This is a genomic window from Novosphingobium sp. KA1, assembly GCF_017309955.1.
Lineage (GTDB): Bacteria > Pseudomonadota > Alphaproteobacteria > Sphingomonadales > Sphingomonadaceae > Novosphingobium.
In genome coordinates this window covers 734,248-752,523 of sequence record NZ_CP021247.1, presented here as the reverse complement: position 1 = coordinate 752,523, position 18,276 = coordinate 734,248, and the positions used below count along the sequence as shown (strand labels likewise).

15 protein-coding genes and 1 tRNA gene are annotated in these 18,276 nt (G+C 67.3%); 10 read left to right on the top strand and 6 right to left on the bottom strand.

Annotated elements, in window-relative coordinates; all coding sequences use genetic code 11:
* Nucleotides 1-2 precede the first annotated feature (2 nt).
* Together CA833_RS03715 and CA833_RS03710 are read left to right on the top strand one after the other, a co-directional pair.
* Nucleotides 3-422 (top strand): rod-binding protein, encoded by a 420-nt coding sequence (locus CA833_RS03715; protein WP_142632203.1) that lies wholly within the window; start codon nucleotides 3-5, stop codon nucleotides 420-422.
* 1 nt (nucleotide 423) lies between these two features.
* Complete coding sequence (locus tag CA833_RS03710; RefSeq protein WP_242526255.1) at nucleotides 424-834, top strand: flagellar biosynthesis protein FlgN; 411 nt, start codon at nucleotides 424-426, stop codon at nucleotides 832-834.
* Nucleotides 835-922: 88 nt separating this feature from the next.
* Here CA833_RS03710 and CA833_RS03705 read toward each other — a convergent pair whose 3' ends face one another.
* The 4 genes from CA833_RS03705 to CA833_RS03690 all read right to left on the bottom strand — a co-directional run bounded on the left by CA833_RS03705 (nucleotide 923) and on the right by CA833_RS03690 (nucleotide 7,644).
* A complete protein-coding gene (locus CA833_RS03705) occupies nucleotides 923-2,335 on the bottom strand; it encodes a bifunctional diguanylate cyclase/phosphodiesterase (RefSeq protein ID WP_207079281.1) in 1,413 nt (470 codons plus the stop codon).
* Nucleotides 2,336-2,413: 78 nt separating this feature from the next.
* Nucleotides 2,414-3,643, bottom strand: coding sequence for a helix-turn-helix domain-containing protein (locus CA833_RS03700; RefSeq protein WP_242526254.1), 1,230 nt, complete (start codon nucleotides 3,641-3,643; stop codon nucleotides 2,414-2,416).
* A gap of 793 nt (nucleotides 3,644-4,436) precedes the next feature.
* A complete protein-coding gene (locus CA833_RS03695) occupies nucleotides 4,437-4,859 on the bottom strand; it encodes a flagellar basal body protein (RefSeq protein WP_142632206.1) in 423 nt (140 codons plus the stop codon).
* Between the two features lie 28 nt (nucleotides 4,860-4,887).
* Nucleotides 4,888-7,644 carry a hypothetical protein gene (locus CA833_RS03690; protein WP_207079280.1) on the bottom strand — a complete coding sequence of 919 codons (2,757 nt, stop codon included), beginning with the start codon at nucleotides 7,642-7,644 and terminating at the stop codon, nucleotides 4,888-4,890.
* Between the two features lie 108 nt (nucleotides 7,645-7,752).
* Between CA833_RS03690 and fliG the strand changes: the two genes are divergently transcribed.
* The 8 genes from fliG (at nucleotide 7,753) to CA833_RS03650 (ending at nucleotide 16,805) form a co-directional block, all read left to right on the top strand.
* On the top strand, nucleotides 7,753-8,781 hold the full coding sequence (gene fliG, locus CA833_RS03685; RefSeq protein ID WP_370584569.1) for a flagellar motor switch protein FliG: 1,029 nt from the start codon (nucleotides 7,753-7,755) through the stop codon (nucleotides 8,779-8,781).
* Between the two features lie 82 nt (nucleotides 8,782-8,863).
* Nucleotides 8,864-9,619 (top strand): hypothetical protein, encoded by a 756-nt coding sequence (locus CA833_RS03680; protein ID WP_242526253.1) that lies wholly within the window; start codon nucleotides 8,864-8,866, stop codon nucleotides 9,617-9,619.
* A gap of 94 nt (nucleotides 9,620-9,713) precedes the next feature.
* Nucleotides 9,714-11,333, top strand: coding sequence for a flagellar basal-body MS-ring/collar protein FliF (fliF, locus tag CA833_RS03675; RefSeq protein WP_142632210.1), 1,620 nt, complete (start codon nucleotides 9,714-9,716; stop codon nucleotides 11,331-11,333).
* Nucleotides 11,334-11,344: 11 nt separating this feature from the next.
* Nucleotides 11,345-11,707: a flagellar motor switch protein FliN gene (gene fliN / locus CA833_RS03670; RefSeq protein ID WP_142632211.1), complete on the top strand. Its 363-nt coding sequence runs from the start codon at nucleotides 11,345-11,347 to the stop codon at nucleotides 11,705-11,707.
* Complete coding sequence (locus CA833_RS27240; RefSeq protein WP_207079278.1) at nucleotides 11,704-12,225, top strand: helix-turn-helix domain-containing protein; 522 nt, start codon at nucleotides 11,704-11,706, stop codon at nucleotides 12,223-12,225. Before fliN ends, CA833_RS27240 begins: the two co-directional genes overlap by 4 nt.
* A gap of 84 nt (nucleotides 12,226-12,309) precedes the next feature.
* Nucleotides 12,310-14,418, top strand: coding sequence for a flagellar biosynthesis protein FlhA (flhA, locus tag CA833_RS03660; RefSeq protein ID WP_207079277.1), 2,109 nt, complete (start codon nucleotides 12,310-12,312; stop codon nucleotides 14,416-14,418).
* Nucleotides 14,419-14,511: 93 nt separating this feature from the next.
* Nucleotides 14,512-16,125, top strand: a complete 1,614-nt coding sequence (locus tag CA833_RS03655; RefSeq protein WP_207079276.1) for a flagellar hook-length control protein FliK — start codon at nucleotides 14,512-14,514, stop codon at nucleotides 16,123-16,125.
* A 14-nt stretch (nucleotides 16,126-16,139) separates the two neighbouring features.
* Nucleotides 16,140-16,805 carry a flagellar hook assembly protein FlgD gene (locus CA833_RS03650; RefSeq protein WP_142632215.1) on the top strand — a complete coding sequence of 222 codons (666 nt, stop codon included), beginning with the start codon at nucleotides 16,140-16,142 and terminating at the stop codon, nucleotides 16,803-16,805.
* A gap of 341 nt (nucleotides 16,806-17,146) precedes the next feature.
* Here CA833_RS03650 and CA833_RS03645 read toward each other — a convergent pair whose 3' ends face one another.
* Both CA833_RS03645 and CA833_RS03640 read right to left on the bottom strand, forming a co-directional pair.
* Entirely contained in the window at nucleotides 17,147-17,398 is a 252-nt protein-coding gene (locus tag CA833_RS03645; protein ID WP_207079275.1) for a hypothetical protein, read from the bottom strand.
* Nucleotides 17,399-18,085: 687 nt separating this feature from the next.
* Nucleotides 18,086-18,159 (bottom strand) — tRNA-Cys (locus CA833_RS03640).
* Nucleotides 18,160-18,276: the final 117 nt, after the last annotated feature.

Below are 18,276 nucleotides of genomic sequence, written 5' to 3'. Positions count from 1 at the left end.
GGATGACCGACACGACGATTGCGGCCGCGATCGCGTCCACCCCGGCGCGGCAGATCCAGACCACGCCGGACAAGTCGCCCGCCGGCGTTGCGCGCCAGTTCGAGGCGGTATTCGCGGGGCAGGTCGCCAAGATCATGCTGGAGACCGTCGAAGTCGACGACCAGTTCGGCGGCGGCCACGGCGAGGAAATGTTCCGCGGCATGATGGCCGAGCAGATCGGCAACCGGATCGCCCAGGGCAAGGGCCTGGGCATCGCCTCCGCCGTCGAGGCGCAGATCATCCGCATGCAGGGCGGAACCGCGGCGGCGCCGAAGGCCTCGACGCTGGGCACGGGCCCGCAAGGCAACGTTCAAAGTGGTGCGACACAGGCTGCGGCCGCCCTGGCGGCCAGCGAGCAGGGGGATACGGGCAGTGCCGAATGAAATGATCGAGATCATGACCTCGCTTTCGCTGGTCATGCGGGAAGAGACCGAGCGGCTGGAGCGGCGCGAGCGCGTGCTCGATCTCGCCTCGCTGGCCTCGGCCAAGGCGCGCCTGGTGGCGCAGCTGGAAGAGACGCTGGCGCGCCGCAATCGCCGCGAGCCCGCGTGGACCGAGCGGATGGATGCGGAAACCCGCGAGCGGCTCGCCGATTGCCTGGGCGAACTGCGCGCGGCCTCGCTCGCCAACGCCGCCTTGCTGGAGCGTCAGATCGAACTCTCGATGGAGATGATGACGGCGATTGCCGACGAGGCCAAGCGGCTGACCGGCAAGCGTTCCTATACTTACGGCGCCAGCGGCGACATGGCCAGGATCGACGCGGCGACGCCGATTTCGTTCAACGGCGAATACTGACGCGGCTGTCCGCGAGGGCGTAGACATGAAAAAGGGTGGGGCGCCGGCAGGCGTTCCACCCTTTTTCATGTCTGCCGCGGGGAAAGGACTATCGCGGCGGGCCGAGGCCCGCGATGCGGGCCGCCTCGCGCGCCGGGGCGGGACGGCCGAACAGGAAGCCCTGTGCATAGGCGCAGCCGCGTTCGATGAGGAACTGCGCCTGTTGCTCGGTCTCGACGCCCTCCGCGGTTACCGGCATGCCAAGGCTGCGGCCAAGGTCGATCACGGTGTTGACCAGCTTGCGCCCGGCATCGCGGTCGATGGCCTGGATCAGCGTGCGGTCGATCTTCAGGGTGTCGAGCGGCAGTTCGCAAAGACGGGCAAGGCTGCCGTAGCCGGTTCCGAAATCGTCGAGCGCGACATGGACCCCGGCCCCGCGCAGGGTCTCGATGGTGGCGCGGGCATCGGCAAGGCTGTGCACCATGGCGTCCTCGGTGATCTCGACGGTCAGGCGTTCGGGCGGAAAGGCGCTGGCGAAGGCGATCTGCAGGAGGTGGTCGGCCAGGGCCGGGTCGCAGACCTGGCGGGGTGACATGTTGATCGCCAGGCCCACGCCGTCGGGCCAATCACGGGCGTCGCGGCAGGCCTGGCGCAGCAGGGAGAACATGAGGTCGTCGATCAGATGGAGGTCTTCGCTGACCGGCAGGAACTGGTCCGGCCCCAGCAAGCCGCGCTGCGGGTGCTGCCAGCGTGCGAGCAGTTCGAAGCGGGCGATGGTGCGGGAGGGGAGCGCGACGATCGGCTGGTAGTAGGGCACCAGTTCGCCGCGCAGCAGGCTTGAGCGCAGGGCTTCTTCCAGTGCTGCGCGGTCGGTGAGGCGGGCCAGCATCTCGGGCATGAAGCGCCGCACCGTGGCGCCGCCCGCCGCCTTGGCGTGCGACATCGCGATCGAGGCGGCGCGCAGCAGGTGCTCGGCCGGGACATCGCCGCAAGGGTCGATGGCGATGCCGATCGCGGCCGTCAGGTGGATCATGTGCTGGCCCAGCACGATGGGGGCGGCCAGAATGTCCTGAAGGTCGCTGGCAACCGCCTCGGCGCGGTACTCGTCGCCGGCCCCGCTGTCGGTGCCGAGCGGCACGACGCAGGCGAATTCGTCGCCGCCGATGTGGGCGAGCGCACCGCCCGACTTGGCCACGGCGCGGCCATAGCGATCCGAAACGATCGAAAGGACCAGGTCGCCGGCGTGGTGGCCGCACAAGTCGTTGACCAGCTTGAAGCGGTCCAGGTCCAGCACCAGAAGGGCCAGTGCGGGGGCCAGTGCGGGGGGCAGTGCGGGGGGCAGGGGGGAGGACTGTGCCGGGTGACGCTCCGTGCGTTCGCGCAAGGCGCGGATCAGCCGGTCTACTGTGCGCAGGGGCGGGGTGCGGGCTTCCAGTTCGATAGGCGGGGGGTGTCGCTGGCCGGGGCTACGCAGCCTGCCGGTACGTTTCGATTTCGAATGGGGCGGGCCCGCCTTGTGCATTTTCGAACCGTTGTTCTCCTCCTTCCCTTATATGGGAGGAGACGGCTGATCCGATAAAAATGTAGAAAAATTAAATGCCTACTCGAATATTGCCGAAAGCACGGAGGCGACGCGGCCCGGGTCGACGGCATCCAGCGCCACTTCGATGTCGGGATTGAGGCTGAACCCGAGTGTCTGTCCCTGGCGGTCAAACGTGATGGCGATGACCCGCAGGCCCTCGTCCTGTTCGATGACGGCGAGGCCGCCGGCGGATGGAAAGCGATCGGGGTCCACCACCAGGATGGCGCGGCCGGGCAGGCCGGGGCCGAGTGTCGAGCGACCAATACGCAGGCCGTACGTGCGCGGTCCGGCGCCGCGCGGCGCCTCGACCAGCGCGTCGGTGGGCGTGCGGGCGAGCAGGCCGTCCGGCAGCGCCGAGCCGTAGACCGGCACCAGCCGCACGGTAGTGGAATGCCCCTTGGACGCGGGTGCGGGTGCCTCGGCGGCAGGCAAAACGGCCGGGGCGGCGGCGTCCAGCACCGGCACCGGGCCTTCCAGCACGGCGGTTTCAAGGGGCTCGCGGGAGCCGGCAGACACGGTGCGCGGCGCCGGCGGGGCGGCAGGGCGCGGGCTCGCGGTATCGGCGCCGGTGTCCGTGGCAGAATCTTCGGTGGCGGCCAGTTCCTTGCGCAGGGCGGCGATCCGCGCGCGGGTCTTGGCGATGCGCGAGCGGGGGTTGGCGACCAGCGGCAGCATGTCGTCCAGCTTGCCGTCGGCGTGAAGCGCGGCGACCTCGGCGATCAGGGCACTGTCATCCTTGGCACCGAGCAGGCGGCGCAGCGCCTTGCGGACATCGTCGTTCCAGCGGTCGAACGGCTTGTGGGCGTTCTCGATCCGCGAGAGGATCACCGGCGCGATCCCGTATTCCTCTTCCAGCACGGAAATGGTGAGGGCATCGTCGGCGGCGCGGCGGGCGCGCACGGCGGCGGCGATGAGCACGGCGATGCGGTCGCTCTCGGGGTCGACATGGTCGCTGCCGACAATCGGTTCGGCCCAGTTGCCGATATCGAAGGCGGGCTTGTCGATGTCGATCAGCAGGTCGGCCGGGGCGACGTGCAGTGCGGCGGCAATGGCGCGCAGTTCCGCGGTGCGCGCAAAGACTTCGCCGCGTTCGATCTTGGAGAGGCGAATATAGGTCAGGTCCGGGATCTGTTCGGCCAGCTCGAGCAGGGAGCCTATATTGCGCTGCTTGCGGAATTTCCTGATCTCATTCGGAAACACGAGATTACGCCAGGCGTCGATCTCGATTTTCCGGGGTGCAGCAGCCACCGGCTTCCGGGACCGCCTGCCAGATCGAACGGATTTTTCGGTCATTGAAGCTCGAGTTTCATTGCAATGCCCAAGATGTTTCATGAAGCACTAAGGTGGTCAATATCACACTTGGGTCGATGACCCAAAATGGGTCGGATCAGAGTCCGCGAGGAAAACTGCCAAGCGTTGATTCTTTGTAAGGTGAATAAACGTAGGCCGGACCCAGTTACAGGTTTTTAACAGTTAAATTGTTCCTGTCATGTTCTAGTAAAGTCCCCTGCGAATAGGCGCGTTCATCACGATGATGCCGCCAATTCTATTCCATTGTAAATATTTCCGACAATCCGGGCCTGTGCAGGGCGCGTGCTGTGAAAAGGTCGCGGATGCTGCCGCCGAGGCTTTTCGATCGCGCCGGGTCGACCTGGATTATGGAAACTCCCCTTCAAGCCGACAACGCCTGAAAGAACCATTTGGTTCCTGTAAATTATTGTTTCGGGATAAAAATTTCCGGCTCGTTGCCGGTCCCGCCGGTCGGTTCGTGCAAAGTCGGTGGGCAGGAACGCTGCGGCCTTGTCTGCCCTGGCGCCTTGCCGGGCAGGGCTCGCGCAACCGGCAGGAGCGGCGGGGACATGCGGAAGCGGTGAGACTGGGCGTACTATCCCGCCGGAAAAAAAGAAGGCGTGCTCCCGATGGGAGCGCGCCCAGGTTGTTCCCGCCCGGTCTATATCTGGGGATGCTTCGGACGGGAGTGAATGATTTCAGATGAGCGGCCGGGCGATGGGCTCCTTTTGGGCCGTTCTGGTGCGAACAGTCATCGTCCGATCGCCAGCTTCATCAGATTCATCTGTTTCTTGTAGATGTTGGTCATCGCCGTGTAGTCCGCCTGGACCTGGCCCAGCGTGAGCAGCTGGTCTTCCAGGGTCACGTTGTTGCCATCGGGCTTGGTCTCGCTCGTGTCGCTGTCGAGCACGATGCCGCCGCCGCCCTGCGGGGGGCGGGCGCCGAGCGCGGTCATCGCGGCGGAGAGTTCGATCCGCGGGCGGGCGACATGGGGCGTACCCGTCGCCTCGCCATACTGGGCGACGAGCGAGGAGAAGTCCGGTGCCGTCACCGTGCGTGCCTTGTAGCCGGGGGTCTCGCTGTTGGCGATGTTTTCGGAAATGACGCGCTGGTGTTCGGCCATGGCCTTGAGCGAGGCGGCCATGCCGTCAAGCAGCGGGGGAAGCGTGGACATCGGGTATTCCTTTAACGCGGCCGAAGGATCAGGACGAGCCGGTCAGGCGGGAGAGGGCGGCCTGGTAATTGGCGAGCTGGGCCTTCTGGTAGGCCGACCCGCCGTTGGACGAGACGGTGCCGTCGACCAGGTTGGCCTTGGTCGAATCCCAGTAGAGCGAACGATAGGCGCTCTGCGTCATCGAGATCGCCGACTTGACCTTGGTGAGGGCATTGGCCGCCGCATCGGCGGTGGTCAGGTTGAGCGCGCTGGTCAGCGACAGGCTATAGGCGCCGCCCGGCGTGACGGCGGGGTCCTTCTTGCTCTTGGTCTTGGGCGTGCTGAGCTTGACCGGCGAGAGGCCGAGCTTGGCCAGCGCATCCTTGCCTTCGCTGCCTTCGCCCAGCACCAGCGTATGACCGGACGCCACCGAGATCTTGAGCGTGGTCTGGCCATCGACCAGCGAGGTGGTGACGGTCGCGTCGGTGCCGGTGATCTTCTTGATCTTGGCCGCCAGCGTGGTCATCGTCTCGTTCTTGGCGATGGTGATCGTCTTGGCGTCCTCGCCGTCGACCGAGATCGTGAACTCGTCGCCGGTGCGCAGGCTGGTCTGGGTGACCAGCGTGGCCGAGGTGGTCGGATTGAGCAGCCCGCTGTGCAGGCCGAGCGCGCCCAGGGCATTGTCGCCGCCCGAGAGCGTGGTGATGCGCACCGGCTCGACCTTGGAAGCGACGAGGCCCCACTGCGAGACTTTCTGCACTTCGCCGGTATCGCCGTCGACCCGGGCGATGAAGCCGTCGGTCGAGCCCGCCTTGGTGCCCGACAGCGTGCCGGCGGTCCGTCCGCCGACGTAGAGCGTGCCGTTCAGCCAGGTGACGCTGTCGGCCTGGTCGTCCTCCGAGGTGCCGATATAGGTCGTGCTGGCGGTGGTGAGACCGGCGTCGATACGCGTGACGAACGCATCGCGGGCGCCGGTGATGGTATTGACCTGGTCGCCTTCGAGGGCCGTGCTGGTGGCACCGACCACGGCGATCTCGCCGGTGTCGGAGACGGCGATGGCGCGGGCCTCGACAGTGCCGAGCGTGACCGAGGAAAGGTCGGTCGAGAGCGAGTTCGCGTCGATCTGGCGCAGCGTGGCGACGCCGTTTTCGTTGGTCAGCGCCAGCAGGTTGCCCGAGGCGTCGATGGCGAGGGCGTTGACCATGTCGTTGCCGCCGCTGTCGATCGTGCGGCGTTCGACAAAGGTGCCGGTGGCATCGAGCTTGACGATCACCGCGTCGCCGCCACCGGTCGAGGCCCGTCCGGCCACGTAGATGCTGCCGTCGTTGCCGACGGTGACGGCATTGGCGGTTTCGCTGCCGGTCTGGCGGATCGCGGTGGCGGAGAGTTCCTCGCCGCTGGTGCTGTAGCGGGCGACGAGGAGGTCGGTCTGGCTGGAATCGCTGTTGTTGAATTCGCCGCTGACCGAGCCGGCGACCACAAGGTCACCGTTCGGCGCGAAGCTGATCGCCGAGCCGGAGGCCGAACCGGCCCCGCCGAGATTGCGCTGCCAGACGACATTGCCTTCGGAATCGACCTTGGTGAGGAACAGGTCGTTCGATCCGTCGGTCACCGCGCTGCCGACATCGCCGTCGGTGGTGCCCACGATGTAGCTGAACCCGTCGCTGTCGGTCACCATCGCGCGCGCGGCGGTATCGGCATGGACGGTGTAGTCGGTATCCTCGTCGTCATCCTCGCTGGCGGCGGCTTCGGCCTGGGCGGTGGCGGCGCTGTCGACGGCGCTGACCGTGCCGAGGCGTTCCCAGGTCAGGTCGCCGTCGATGTCCGAGAAGCGATAGACTTCGGCATCGGTGATGGAATTGTCGACGGTCTTGCCATTGGCGTCGGTGGTCGTGCTCTTGCGGGTCTCGCCGCTGGCGACCATGATGGAATCGCCGGCATCGACCTGCTCGAGCGAAACTTTCTCGACGCCCGAGGGGTTGAAGACGAGGCCCCATTTCTCGGCCTCGGAATCGTACTTGACCGTGAAGTTCGACTTCCACTGGCTGACCGGGTTGCCGTCGGCATCAAGCACGGGGTCGCCGTTGGCGTCGAGCTGCGGTGTCGCGCCGATTGCGGCATTGAGCGCGGCGGCAACGGAATCGAGTGTCGGCGGCTGGGTCGATTGCGACAGGTCGACACTGACCGTCTGGGTGGTCGTGCCCTTGGTGAGCGTGACCTCGAACACTTCGGAGCCGGTGAGGCCGGTGATCGCGTCGCCTTCCTTGGTGGACACCGCGGTGCCCGCGATCGCGCCGGTGACGTCGGGCTTGTTTACCGCGATCGTCTGCGTGCGGCTGGCCGAAGTGCCGAAGTTGAGCGTCAGAAGGTCGGTATCGGCGCTGCCGATATAGGTCTGGAGGTCGGAGAGGCCTTTGGCGAAGGCCTTTTCCAGCGCCGCGCGCTCGGTCTTCGAAGTGCCGGACTTGGCGGCGCTTTCGGCGAGGACCTGGAGGCTGGTCAGCGCCTTGTAGATCGTGAAGGTGGTGCGCACGTCGGGCAGGTCGTCGAGCGAACTGTCGCGGCTATAGGAATCGTCGATGATCGAGCGCAGCTTCTTGATCGCGGCGGCTTGCTTGGTGATCGAGGAGGTGTCCGTCTCGTCGGTCTTCCACGGCGGCGTGGTGGCCGCCAGCGTGAAGGCCTTCTTGGCCGCGAGCACCTTGGCGCTTTCGGTCGAGGTCGCGGTCGAGAGCGCGCTGGTATAGGCGCTGGTTCCGCCCAGGATCGAAAGGCCGGTGAGCCCGCTGCTGTACTTTATCGTCAATTCTGCCTCCCGGACTTCGCACCCGTCCGCTATCATCCTATAAGATAGACGGTCGCAGGTGCCGACAGGTCGGCTTCGCGGACTTTTTTGGGGATGAAAGACGTGACGATGATGGCCGCGGTGGGCGAACCGCCCGAGCTCAAGAAATTTTCGGGAATGCAGCGCGCTGCCGCGCTGATGCTCTCGCTCGGCCACGAGCAGGGCGGCCCGATCTGGGATCAGTTGACGACCGAGGAGATCAAGGAACTGTCCTCGACGATCTCGCAGCTCGGCCGCGTGCCGGCGGTGGTCGTCGAATATCTGCTGGTGCAGTTCTCGGGCGAAGTGTCGAGCATGTCGACGCTGCATGGCTCCTACGAGACCACCGAGCGCCTGCTGGAAGGCATCATGCCGACCGACAAGGTCAAGGAGATCATGGAGGACATCCGCGGTCCTTCCGGCCGCACGATGTGGGACAAGCTGTCCAACGTCAGCGAGGCGGTGCTCGCGGGCTATCTCAAGAACGAATATCCGCAGACGGTGGCGGTGATCCTGCACAAGCTGCGCCCCGATCACGCGGCGCGGGTGCTTTCGGAACTCCCGCGCGAGTTCGCCACCGACGTCGTCATGCGCATGCTGCGCATGGACACGGTGCAGAAGGACGTGCTGGTCCAGGTCGAGCAGACGCTCAAGAGCGAGTTCATGACCAACCTCTCGCGCGCGCAGCGGCGCGATCCGCACGAGACGATGGCCGAGATGTTCAACGCGCTCGACCGCTCGACCGAGGAAGCCATGCTTGAGGCGCTCGACGACAAGGCGCCGGAATCGGCCGAGCGCATCCGCGCGCTGATGTTCACCTTCGAGGATCTCGCCAACCTGCTGCCCGGCGCGATCCAGACGATCGTGCGCAATTGCAACAAGCGCGAGCTGGCCTTGGCGCTCAAGGGCTCGCCGGAAGACATGAAGAAGGTCTTCTTCAACGCCATGACCGAACGCGCCGCCAAGCTGATGCGCGACGACATGGCCGCGATGGGGCCGGTCCGCGCGCGCGAATGCGAGGAAGCGCAGACCGCGCTGGTGCGGTTGGCAAAGTCGCTCGGCGATCGCGGCGAGATCATGCTGGTCGATCCCAAGAGCGACGACGCAATGATCTATTGATGCTTGATTCTCATCGATTTATTTGAACTAATCAGGTCAGGAACGACAGGTGCGGCTGGATACATCGCGAATGGAGAAAGCCATGAGCATTGAGCCCTTCGGTTTCGACAGGGTCTTCCGCTTTACGTCCGCGGAGGCCGAGGAAAAGGACAATGGCAAGGCCGCTTACGAGGAGCTTGCCGCGCTTGAGGCGCGCATGGAGCGCATGCGCGAGGAGCATGCCGCCGAACTGGTGCGGGCCCGCGCGGATGGTTTCGAAGCCGGGCTCGAGCAGGCCCGGCACGAGCGGGACACCGCGCTGCTGGCCGCGACCGATGCCTTGCATGCCGGGCTCGACGACGTCGTGCGGCGCTTCGACGAGGTGACCGGGCAGGTCGGGCGCGAGGCGGCATCGGTGGCGCTGCTGGCCGCCGAGATGCTGGCCGGACATGCGGTGGCGCTGGAGCCGGCCCGCGCCATCGACGAGGCGCTGGCCCGTGCGCTCGACCAGGTGGCGCGCGGCACGCGCATCACCGTGCGTGTCCATCCCTCGCTGCGCGCGCATCTGGAGCAGGTGGTCGCCGCCCGCCAGGCGAGCGAGCGCCGCGAACTGTCGATCCTGGTGATCGACGATCCTGCCGTGGCGCCCAGCGATGCGCGGATCGGCTGGGTCGAGGGCGGTCTCGGTGTCGATGCGGGCGCGCGCCGCGAGGCGGTGCTGGCCGAGCTTGCCGGCCTGCTGGAACCGGCGGCCGTGCAAGTGCCTGAAAGCGCATCGGAAGCTGCCGGGACCGCGGTTTCGCGGGATGGCGAGCCTGCGGAATCGGGCGATCAGGCAGGGCTGGGCGCCGCTGCATAAACTTTTCCGGCAACCGGCAAGAGTTGCCTAGTCTCTTATCCTATAATGTTCGTGAGCGAGGCCAGGGGGGCCTCGCCGGGAATAAGAGGCGATCTTGAACGCGTTGCGCAACTTTATCGAGCAGATCGGCATGCGCCGTGCCCTGCTGATGGGCGGTGTCGCTCTCGCGATGCTCGGCGGCCTTGCCTGGGTGGGGCTGCGCAGCCCCGCCGCGGAGATGGGCTACCTCTACTCCGATCTCGATCCGGCCGCGGCCCAGTCGATCACCGAGAAGCTCAAGGCGCAGAACGTGCCGTTCCAGCTTTCGGCCGACGGCAGCGCGGTGATGGCCCCGGTCGACAAGCTGGCCGAGCTGCGCATGTCGCTGGCCGGTGAGCAGCTCGGCGGCAAGATCGGGTACGAAGTGCTCGACGCGGAGGAGCCTTTCGGCGTTTCCTCCTCGCGCGCGCGGCTCAACGAGACCCGTGCGATCGAGGGCGAGCTGTCCCGCTCGATCGAGACGCTGGAGAAAGTCAGCAAGGCGCGTGTCCATATCGTCATGCCCGAGCGGGCGATGTTCGAGACCCAGCCGCGCAAGGCCAGCGCCGCCGTCACCGTGAAGACCGCCGGGCGCCTGCCCGGCGAGACGGTCCAGGCGATCCGCTACCTGGTGTCCTCGGCGGTGCCCGACCTCAATCCGGAAGCGGTGTCGATCGTTGACCAGACCGGCGCGCTGCTGGCGCGGGCAGGGGACGCCGGTGCCGGTGGTTCGGGCGATCTCGAGGAACGCCAGTCGGCGATCGAGGCGCGCCTGCGCGACGAGATCGAGGCGATGATCGAGCCGATCGTCGGCCAGGGCAAGGTGCGCGCCGAAGTGGCCGCCGTGCTCGAACGCGACCAGGTGCGCGAGGAATCGGAAGTCTACGATCCCGACAAGCAGGTCGTGGCCCACCAGACCACGGTGGAATCCAGCGACCAGAACGACGAGAATGCCGCCGGTGCGCGCGGCGTCACGGTCGCCACCCAGCTTCCCGACAACACCACCAACGTCAACGGCAACGGCGGCGACAGCCGGCGTTCCGCCCGCAACGAGACCTCGGAAGATACCACCTACCAGAACAGCCGCACCCAGAAGGTCGCGGTGCGCAATCCCGGCCAGCTTTCGCGCCTGACCGTGGCGGTCATGGTCGACGGCGGTCCGCAGGGGCTGCCCGCCGCCCAGGTCCAGCGCCTCCAGCGCCTGGTCGAGAATGCGGTCGGCTTCGATGCCGGGCGCGGCGACAGCGTGGTGGTCGAGAACATGGCGTTCAACACCCCGGCCGATGTCGACGGCGTTGCGGGCGGATTGCCGTTCGGCCTCACCTGGGACCGCCTGTTCGACGTGCTCAAGATCGTGCTGGTCGGCGGCATTGCCCTCATCGCGCTGCGCATGCTCAAGCCCAAGCTCCTGCCGCCGGCGCAGCCGCCGCTGCTCGAAGGCGTGGTGGAGCAGCGCGATGCGATCGACGGCGAGATGCTCTCGCTGGGCGAGCGCGCCGCCGACGGCGACGAGGAGGCGATGCGCCGGCTGGAAGAACTGCGCGGCGCGCAGGGCGAGCCGCTGCTCGATCAGGAAATCGCGCTGGCCCAGGTCGATGGCCGCATCAAGCTGTCGGCCCTGCGCCGCATCGGTGATGCCATCTCCGCCAGCCCCGCCGAATCCGCTTCGGTGATCCGCCAATGGATGAACAGTTGAAAGGCCCTCTCATGAGCGACGACTTCGAGCCGCGGCAGCTTGCGCCCGCTTTCCTCAATGACGACGAGGCCGCAGACGGGCCGGTCGAGGCGATGGGCGGCTGGAACACCAAGCCCGGCACCCCGCCCACGCCCGACGATCTTCAGGCCGTGTTCGACGTTCCGGTCAAGGTCCAGGCCGTGCTGGGACGCTCGCGCATGGACATCGGCGAACTGCTGCGGCTGAAGCCGGGCATGGTGGTCGAGCTCGACCGCCGCGTCGGCGAGCCGGTCGACATCTTTGTCAACAACCGCCTGATCGCGCGCGGCGAAGTCGTGCTGATCGACAGCACGCTGGGTGTCACGCTCACCGAAATTGTGAGGCAGGAGGGATGAACCCCGGGCGCGCCCTCGAAACCGGCCCGGAGACGGACCTCGACAGCCTGCCGGAAAAGCCGGTCGGCGACGGCGTCCGCGGCGAAGCGGACGGCGCCACCACGCGGCTCATGCTGGTCGGCGAACTCGGCCCGACGATGGGGCTGGCGGTGGAAATGGTGCGCGGATCGGCCGCGAGCATCTCGGTCGGCACTCCGGGCATGGCGATCCGCGAGAGCTGGCGCGGCGGCGGCGACGTCACCGTGGTCGAGCTTGCGGTGGACATGGCCGAGGTGGTGGCGCGGCTGCGCGGGGAGCGCGCCGGCAAGCCGCCGTTCCGCCGCGCGGTCAGCGGGCTGGTCGGCCACAGTGTCGACCATGTCGAGCGCGAGCTGATCCTGCAGACGCTCGAACGCTGCTCCGGCAACCGCACCAGCGCGGCCTCGATGCTGGGCATTTCGGTGCGGACGATGCGCAACAAGCTGCGCACGTTCCTCGCCGACGGGCAGGCCTTGCCGCCTGCGCTCGTGCGGCACTGACCGCCGGCGAAATTCGCCGCCTGACAGGCGGCCGGGCCGGACCGCGGCCCGCGTTCCCCTCCTTTTCCCAAGCATGGTGATGCGATGAATGCCGTTGGCCGCTCCGGTCTTCCTGCCAAGCTCGAGCAATTCCTGAACCGCCTGGGGCCGAGCCGCGACCTGGCGCTGGCGATCGGCGTCACCGCGATCATCGCCATGCTCATCCTGCCGATGCCCGGCTGGATGCTCGACATGGGCCTGGCGCTCTCGATCACCGCCTCGGTGCTGATCCTGATGACGGCGCTGTTCATCGAGAAGCCGCTCCAGCTGTCGAGCTTCCCGACGATCCTGCTGATCGTGACGATGATGCGCCTCGGCCTGAACCTGGCCTCGACCCGCCTGATCCTCGGCCACGGGCATGAGGGCCACCATGCGGCGGGCGGGGTGATCGCGGCCTTCGGCGAGTTCCTGATGGGCGGCGAGACGGTGATCGGCCTCACCATCTTCGCGATCCTCATCGTCATCAACTTCGTGGTCATCACCAAGGGTGCGGGCCGCATCGCCGAAGTGGCGGCGCGCTTCAGCCTCGATGCCATGCCCGGCAAGCAGATGGCGATCGACGCCGACCTCAATGCCGGCACCATCACCGAAGCCCAGGCGCGCGACCGCCGCGCCGAGATCGAGGCCGAGAGCGGCTTCTACGGCGCGATGGACGGTGCCTCGAAGTTCGTGAAGGGCGATGCCGTCGCCGGCCTGCTGATCACCGGCATCAACGTGGTCGTCGGCCTCATCATCGGTGTCGCCATTCACGGCGTGCCGTTCGCCGAAGCCTTCAAGACCTACACGATCCTCACCGTCGGCGACGGCCTGGTCAGCCAGATCCCGGCGCTGATCGTCTCGACCGCGGCGGGCCTGCTGGTCTCCAAGGGCGGCGTCACCGGTAAGACCGGCGCGGCGCTGGGCGAGCAGCTGGGCCGTTATCCCAAGGCCTTCGGCATCGTCGCGGTGCTGATGGGGGCGCTGTCCCTGGTTCCCGGCCTGCCGTTCTTCCCCTTCGCCTCGCTCGCCGGCCTGTGCGGCTGGGCGGCCTGGACGATGACCAAGAAGGCCGAGGCCGAGACCATCCGCGAGAACATGGAAGCCGCCCAGGCCAAGCAGCGCGAGGCCGCCGCCGCCGAGGAACCCATCGCCCGCACGCTCGCCATCGACGCGCTGCGCATCGAGCTCGGCTACGGGCTGCTGCCGCTGATCAACGATGCCACCGCCGAGCCGCGCCTCGACGACCAGGTCAAGGCGCTGCGCCGCCAGATGGCGACCGACTACGGCTTCGTGCTGCCCTCGGTGCGCATTCTCGACAACATGGCGCTGCAGCCCAACGAATACATCGTTTTCGTCAAGGAGACCGAGATCGCGCGCGGCGAACTGCGTATCGGCAAGCTCCTGCTGATCAACGCCTCGGGCCAGGAAACCGGCCTGCGCGGCGAGCCGACCAAGGAGCCGGTGTTCCAGCTTCCGGCGCTGTGGATCGACCGCGAGATGCGCGACGAGGCCGGGTTCCGCGGGCTCACCGTGGTCGACTGCGGCACCGTCGTCACCACCCACCTGACCGAGATCGTCAAGGACAACATCGCAGACCTGCTCTCCTATACCGAGACGCAGAAGCTGCTCAACGAGGTCCACAAGGATACCGAGAAGCTGATCGCCGACCTGATCCCGGCCAAGATCTCGATCTCGGGCGTGCAGCGCGTCCTGCAGAACCTGCTGTCCGAAGGCGTCTCGATCCGCGACGTGCCGACGATCCTCGAGGGCATTGCCGAGGCGACGGCGATGACCAACAACCTCACGCAAGTGACCGAGCATGTGCGTGCGCGCCTCGCCCGCCAGATTTCCGCCCAGCAGACCCTCGACGGCACGATCCCGATCGTCACCCTGGGCGGCGAATGGGACGAGGCCTTCAGCGAGGCGATCGTCGGCCAGGGCGACGAACGCCACCTCGCGATGGCGCCCTCGCACCTCCAGGCCTTCATCGCCGCCGTGCGCGAGGCCTACGACCGGTTTGCCGCACAGGGCGAGATCCCCTGCCTGCTGACCAGCCCGCCGCTGCGCCCCTTCGTGCGCTCGATCATCGAGCGGGTGCGACCGGCCACGGTGGTGCTCTCGCAGAACGAGATCCATCCCCGCGCGCGCCTGCGCACGCTGGGCACGATCGGCTGAACCGGCAGTTTGCGCACGCTCCCGGGACCGGGAAGGCTGCAATCCCTCTATGATGAGATCTGGGCCGGACGATACCGGCAAGGGTAGCGACAGATGACGATTTCCATGAATGCGGTGTTTCCGATGACGGCTCCTGCTGCGTCGACCGCCCCGGCGGCCGGTGCTCCGGCGCTGACGCGCGCGGCGAACGGATCGTCCTCAGGGGCCGGATCGTCCTCAGGAACCGGATCGTCCGCAGGAACCGGATCGTCCGCAGGAACCGGCAAGGGCGGTGCCACGGGCGCGGCCGCAGCCAGGGGCTCGGGAACGACCGGCACTGCCGCAGGCGCTGCGAATGATGGTGCCCGGACGGCGGACGAAGGCTCCACCCCGGCGTTCGGGGCGCTGCTGGAGGAGGCCGCCGGCAATGCCGGGGCCGTGCCGGTCGATCCCGCAGCCGAGGCGCTGGCGCCGCCCGCCGAAGCCGATGCGACGGTAAGCGACCCGGCGACCTCGATCGCCGAAGCGACGTTTGCGGCCGCTTTCCCGGAGGCGGCCGCAACGGCGCAAGGCGCGCCCGTGGTCAAGCCGGCCGATGTCGCCGCGCACAAGCCGGTGAGCGGGCCGGGCGCCGCGCGTGACCAGACCGCGCTGCCGCAAGCCACGCTTGCGGGCGGACAGGACGGCGCGGGCCAGGCGGTTGCGGAGGCGGCTGGGGATGCCGCCAAGGGTTCGGGTAACGATGCACCCGGGGCAAGGGATAAGGACGGCGCCGACAGCGATGCCCGGCTGGCCGATGCCGCGCTTGCCGATGCGGCGCAGCAGGTGCTTGCGCAGACGCCGCAGACGCCGCCTGCCGGCCCCGCTGCACCGCCGGCAGCCGCGCAGGCCCTGCTGGCCGCCGCGGCGCAGGCCGCCGGTGGCGGCGCTGACGTTTCTGCCGACCCGGCCGCGGATGGGATCAAGGTCGATGCCGCCGCCACGCCCGCAGCCACGCCCGCATTGGCGGCGAGCGGCAAGGGGGCGGGGGCCAGCCACGCGGCCTTCTCGGCCGCCGCGTCCACGCAAGGCAAGGACGCGGGCGAAACGCCGACGACGCATGAGACCCCGCGCGAGACAGGCCCCGCGCTGGCCGATGCGGGGTCCGCGCGCGGCGAGACGGCGACGCTCTCCAGCCCCGTGCTCACCCAGACTTTCGCACCGGTCGCCAGCCGCCCGGCGGCGCTGCCTTATCCGGCCAGCACGACGGCGAGCCCGCAGAGCGCTTCGGTCACCGTGCAGGAAGGCCAGTTCGGCACCGACATGGGCGTGCAGATCGCGCGCGCGCTCGATGCCGGCGGCAACGACCTGTTGATCAAGCTCGATCCGCGCCACATGGGCCGTATCGACGTGCGCCTGTCGTTTGACCACGACGGCGTGCTGCGCGCGGTGATGTCGGCCGACAGTTCCACCGCGGCCGAGATGCTCCGCCGCGAAAGCACCGATCTCAACCGGGCACTGGCCGATGCCGGCATCCGCGCGGATGGCCAGTCGCTGCGCTTCGATACGCGTGCGGGTGGCGGCCAGAACGGTGGGCAGGATGGTGGCCAGAACGGCAACTCGCGCTGGCAGGGCGGACAAGGCGCGCAGGGGCAGGCTGCCTCCGGCTTCGCCGACAGTTTTGGCGGGGGCGACGACCCGGTCTACCGGTCGCTCAGGAGCAGCGGCCACGTCGATCTCATGGCATAGGACATCCATAGAACATGACCACAGTCTCCAGCACTTCGTCGTCGTCGAGCGACAGCACCTCGGCGGCAACCACCAGCCTGCTTTCGGACTACAACCTGTTCCTGAAGCTGCTGACCACGCAGATGACCAACCAGGATCCGCTCAACCCGACGGACACCTCGGAATATACGCAGCAGCTCGTGCAGTATTCGCAGGTCGAGCAGCAGATCCAGCAGAACGGCACGCTGACCGACATCCTCTCGCAGCTGACCTCCTCGCAGATGGCGCAGTATTCGAGCTTCATCGGCAAGGATGCGCGCTTCGATTCCGCGGTGGCCGGCCTTGGCGACGATCCTGCCCACTGGACCTACTACGTGAACGGCACGCCGGCTTCGGTGACCGCCACGATTTCCGATGCCAATGGCAAGGTGGTCCAGACGGTGACGCTCGATCCCGAAGCGCAGGGCGAGTATCAATGGGACGGAACCCAGGCGGACGGCACCACGGCCGCCAGCGGCGCCTATACGCTGGCCGTCACCGCGACCGACGCGGCCGGCAATACGCTCGATACCACGATCAATTCGGTGGCCCGGGTTTCCGACGTGGTGACCGACGGCTCGACGATCATGCTCGGCGTCAACGGCATCCGCATGTCGGTGGACGGCCTCGTCGCGCTGGCCGCGACCAGCAGCGAGATCTGATTGCGGCGAGGGGCGTGATCGCCCGGGAAATGCCCCTGGAGGGTATGTTCCGGGCCGGTCTCGCCCCATCCGCCTGCCGCAGGTCTCGAAGCGGCCTGTGACCGGGCGCGATGCTCCTGCGCCAGGACGGCCGAGGCGGTGTCGGAGGCACCGGGATTTGCATCAGTCCGGCAAGGTTGGTCCGGTGGTGCCGCCATGCCGGTTCTGGCCAGTCAGGGGCGGGGCGGGCGGGTCCTGCCCCTGAGTGTGCTGATCCATGCGGCGCAGGAGCGCGCGCGGGGAGCGCCGCGAGCGGGCGCCCGTCCCGCCGGCAGTGGTCCTGTCGGCGAACCCTGCCGCGATCAGCGGCAGTCGTCGGCCAGCCGGTCCCGTGAATGGCGCGGGGCCTGCCAGGGCGGCATATCGCTGCACAGGTCCGCGTCGAGGCGGGTGCAGCCGGGCACCTGGTCGGGCAAGGCCAGAACCATCAGGCAATCCGCGATCGAGGGATCGTCGACGGGACCGATCATGTCGCTCACGTCGTCCTCGCAAATGCCGGGCAGGGTCCGGCACCGCGCTGCCGCGGCGCTCCAGAGTTGATGGGGCGAATCCACCCTCAGCTTTAATGAGAACCTATATTCAATTTGCGACATTGCATTGTTTTCAGTGTTTTCCGTGCGCCCCGAAGGAAAATTCTCTGTCATCAATCTCTCAAGAATTGTTCCTGTGACGTTTTTCGGTCGCGCGTAGCCCGATCTTCGGCCTGCCCGGTGAGGGGCATCGGGATTTTCGGGAGTTCCTGGCGACTTGGGAGTATGCGACCTTTGACCCTCCAACCCATGGCTTTCGTATACTGTACGACCAACTAAGGGATTTCCCGTATGGGCATCCCTGAGTGCCAAAACCCCCGTAAAACTGCGAAAAATTAGATGGTTAACTTGGGGTATGGGGGTTTTCCCCATGACGGTTTTCAGGCCTGTCCGGGGCAGGGTCGACCCGACCAGAAACGGTCTGCCGGGCGATGCGAACCGAGCATGCGGCTGAGACGGGCGCAGGGCGCGCAAGAGCGGGAGCGTGGCCGCTAAGTAGTGCAGCGATCGGGCCAAGGGGGGGGGGCATGGCGGGCGACGGCGGGCGACGACCATGCGGGGGCGCCCACAGGCCACGGCCATGCCTGTTCACCGCTGCGTGGGAAACACGAAAATTCTGATGAAATCCACCGGAGAGCGCTGCGCTCACGACAGGCTGCAAGGCAGCATCGTTTCGCATGATGCCGGATGGGATGATCCGGCGAGCGAAAATGGAGGCCCGAGCCGGAATCGAACCGGCGTGCACGGATTTGCAGTCCGCTGCGTCACCACTCCGCCATCGGGCCATCCGGTGTGGAGGAGTGCGCCCCTAACAACGGAATCCGTCGGGCGCAACCGGGGATTCGCTTGTTCGGTGGATTTCCTTGCCGCTGTCCGCATCAATATCGCCCGCGGGAAGCGCA

Coding starts and splice junctions, on each gene's coding strand:
- CA833_RS03715 (WP_142632203.1), top strand. CDS start 3: ATGACCGACACGACGATTGCGGCCGCGATCGCGTCCACCCCGGCGCGG.
- CA833_RS03710 (WP_242526255.1), top strand. CDS start 424: ATGATCGAGATCATGACCTCGCTTTCGCTGGTCATGCGGGAAGAGACC.
- CA833_RS03705 (WP_207079281.1), bottom strand. CDS start 2,335: ATGCACAAGGCGGGCCCGCCCCATTCGAAATCGAAACGTACCGGCAGG.
- CA833_RS03695 (WP_142632206.1), bottom strand. CDS start 4,859: ATGTCCACGCTTCCCCCGCTGCTTGACGGCATGGCCGCCTCGCTCAAG.
- fliG (WP_370584569.1), top strand. CDS start 7,753: ATGATGGCCGCGGTGGGCGAACCGCCCGAGCTCAAGAAATTTTCGGGA.
- CA833_RS03680 (WP_242526253.1), top strand. CDS start 8,864: ATGAGCATTGAGCCCTTCGGTTTCGACAGGGTCTTCCGCTTTACGTCC.
- fliN (WP_142632211.1), top strand. CDS start 11,345: ATGAGCGACGACTTCGAGCCGCGGCAGCTTGCGCCCGCTTTCCTCAAT.
- CA833_RS27240 (WP_207079278.1), top strand. CDS start 11,704: ATGAACCCCGGGCGCGCCCTCGAAACCGGCCCGGAGACGGACCTCGAC.
- flhA (WP_207079277.1), top strand. CDS start 12,310: ATGAATGCCGTTGGCCGCTCCGGTCTTCCTGCCAAGCTCGAGCAATTC.
- CA833_RS03655 (WP_207079276.1), top strand. CDS start 14,512: ATGACGATTTCCATGAATGCGGTGTTTCCGATGACGGCTCCTGCTGCG.
- CA833_RS03650 (WP_142632215.1), top strand. CDS start 16,140: ATGACCACAGTCTCCAGCACTTCGTCGTCGTCGAGCGACAGCACCTCG.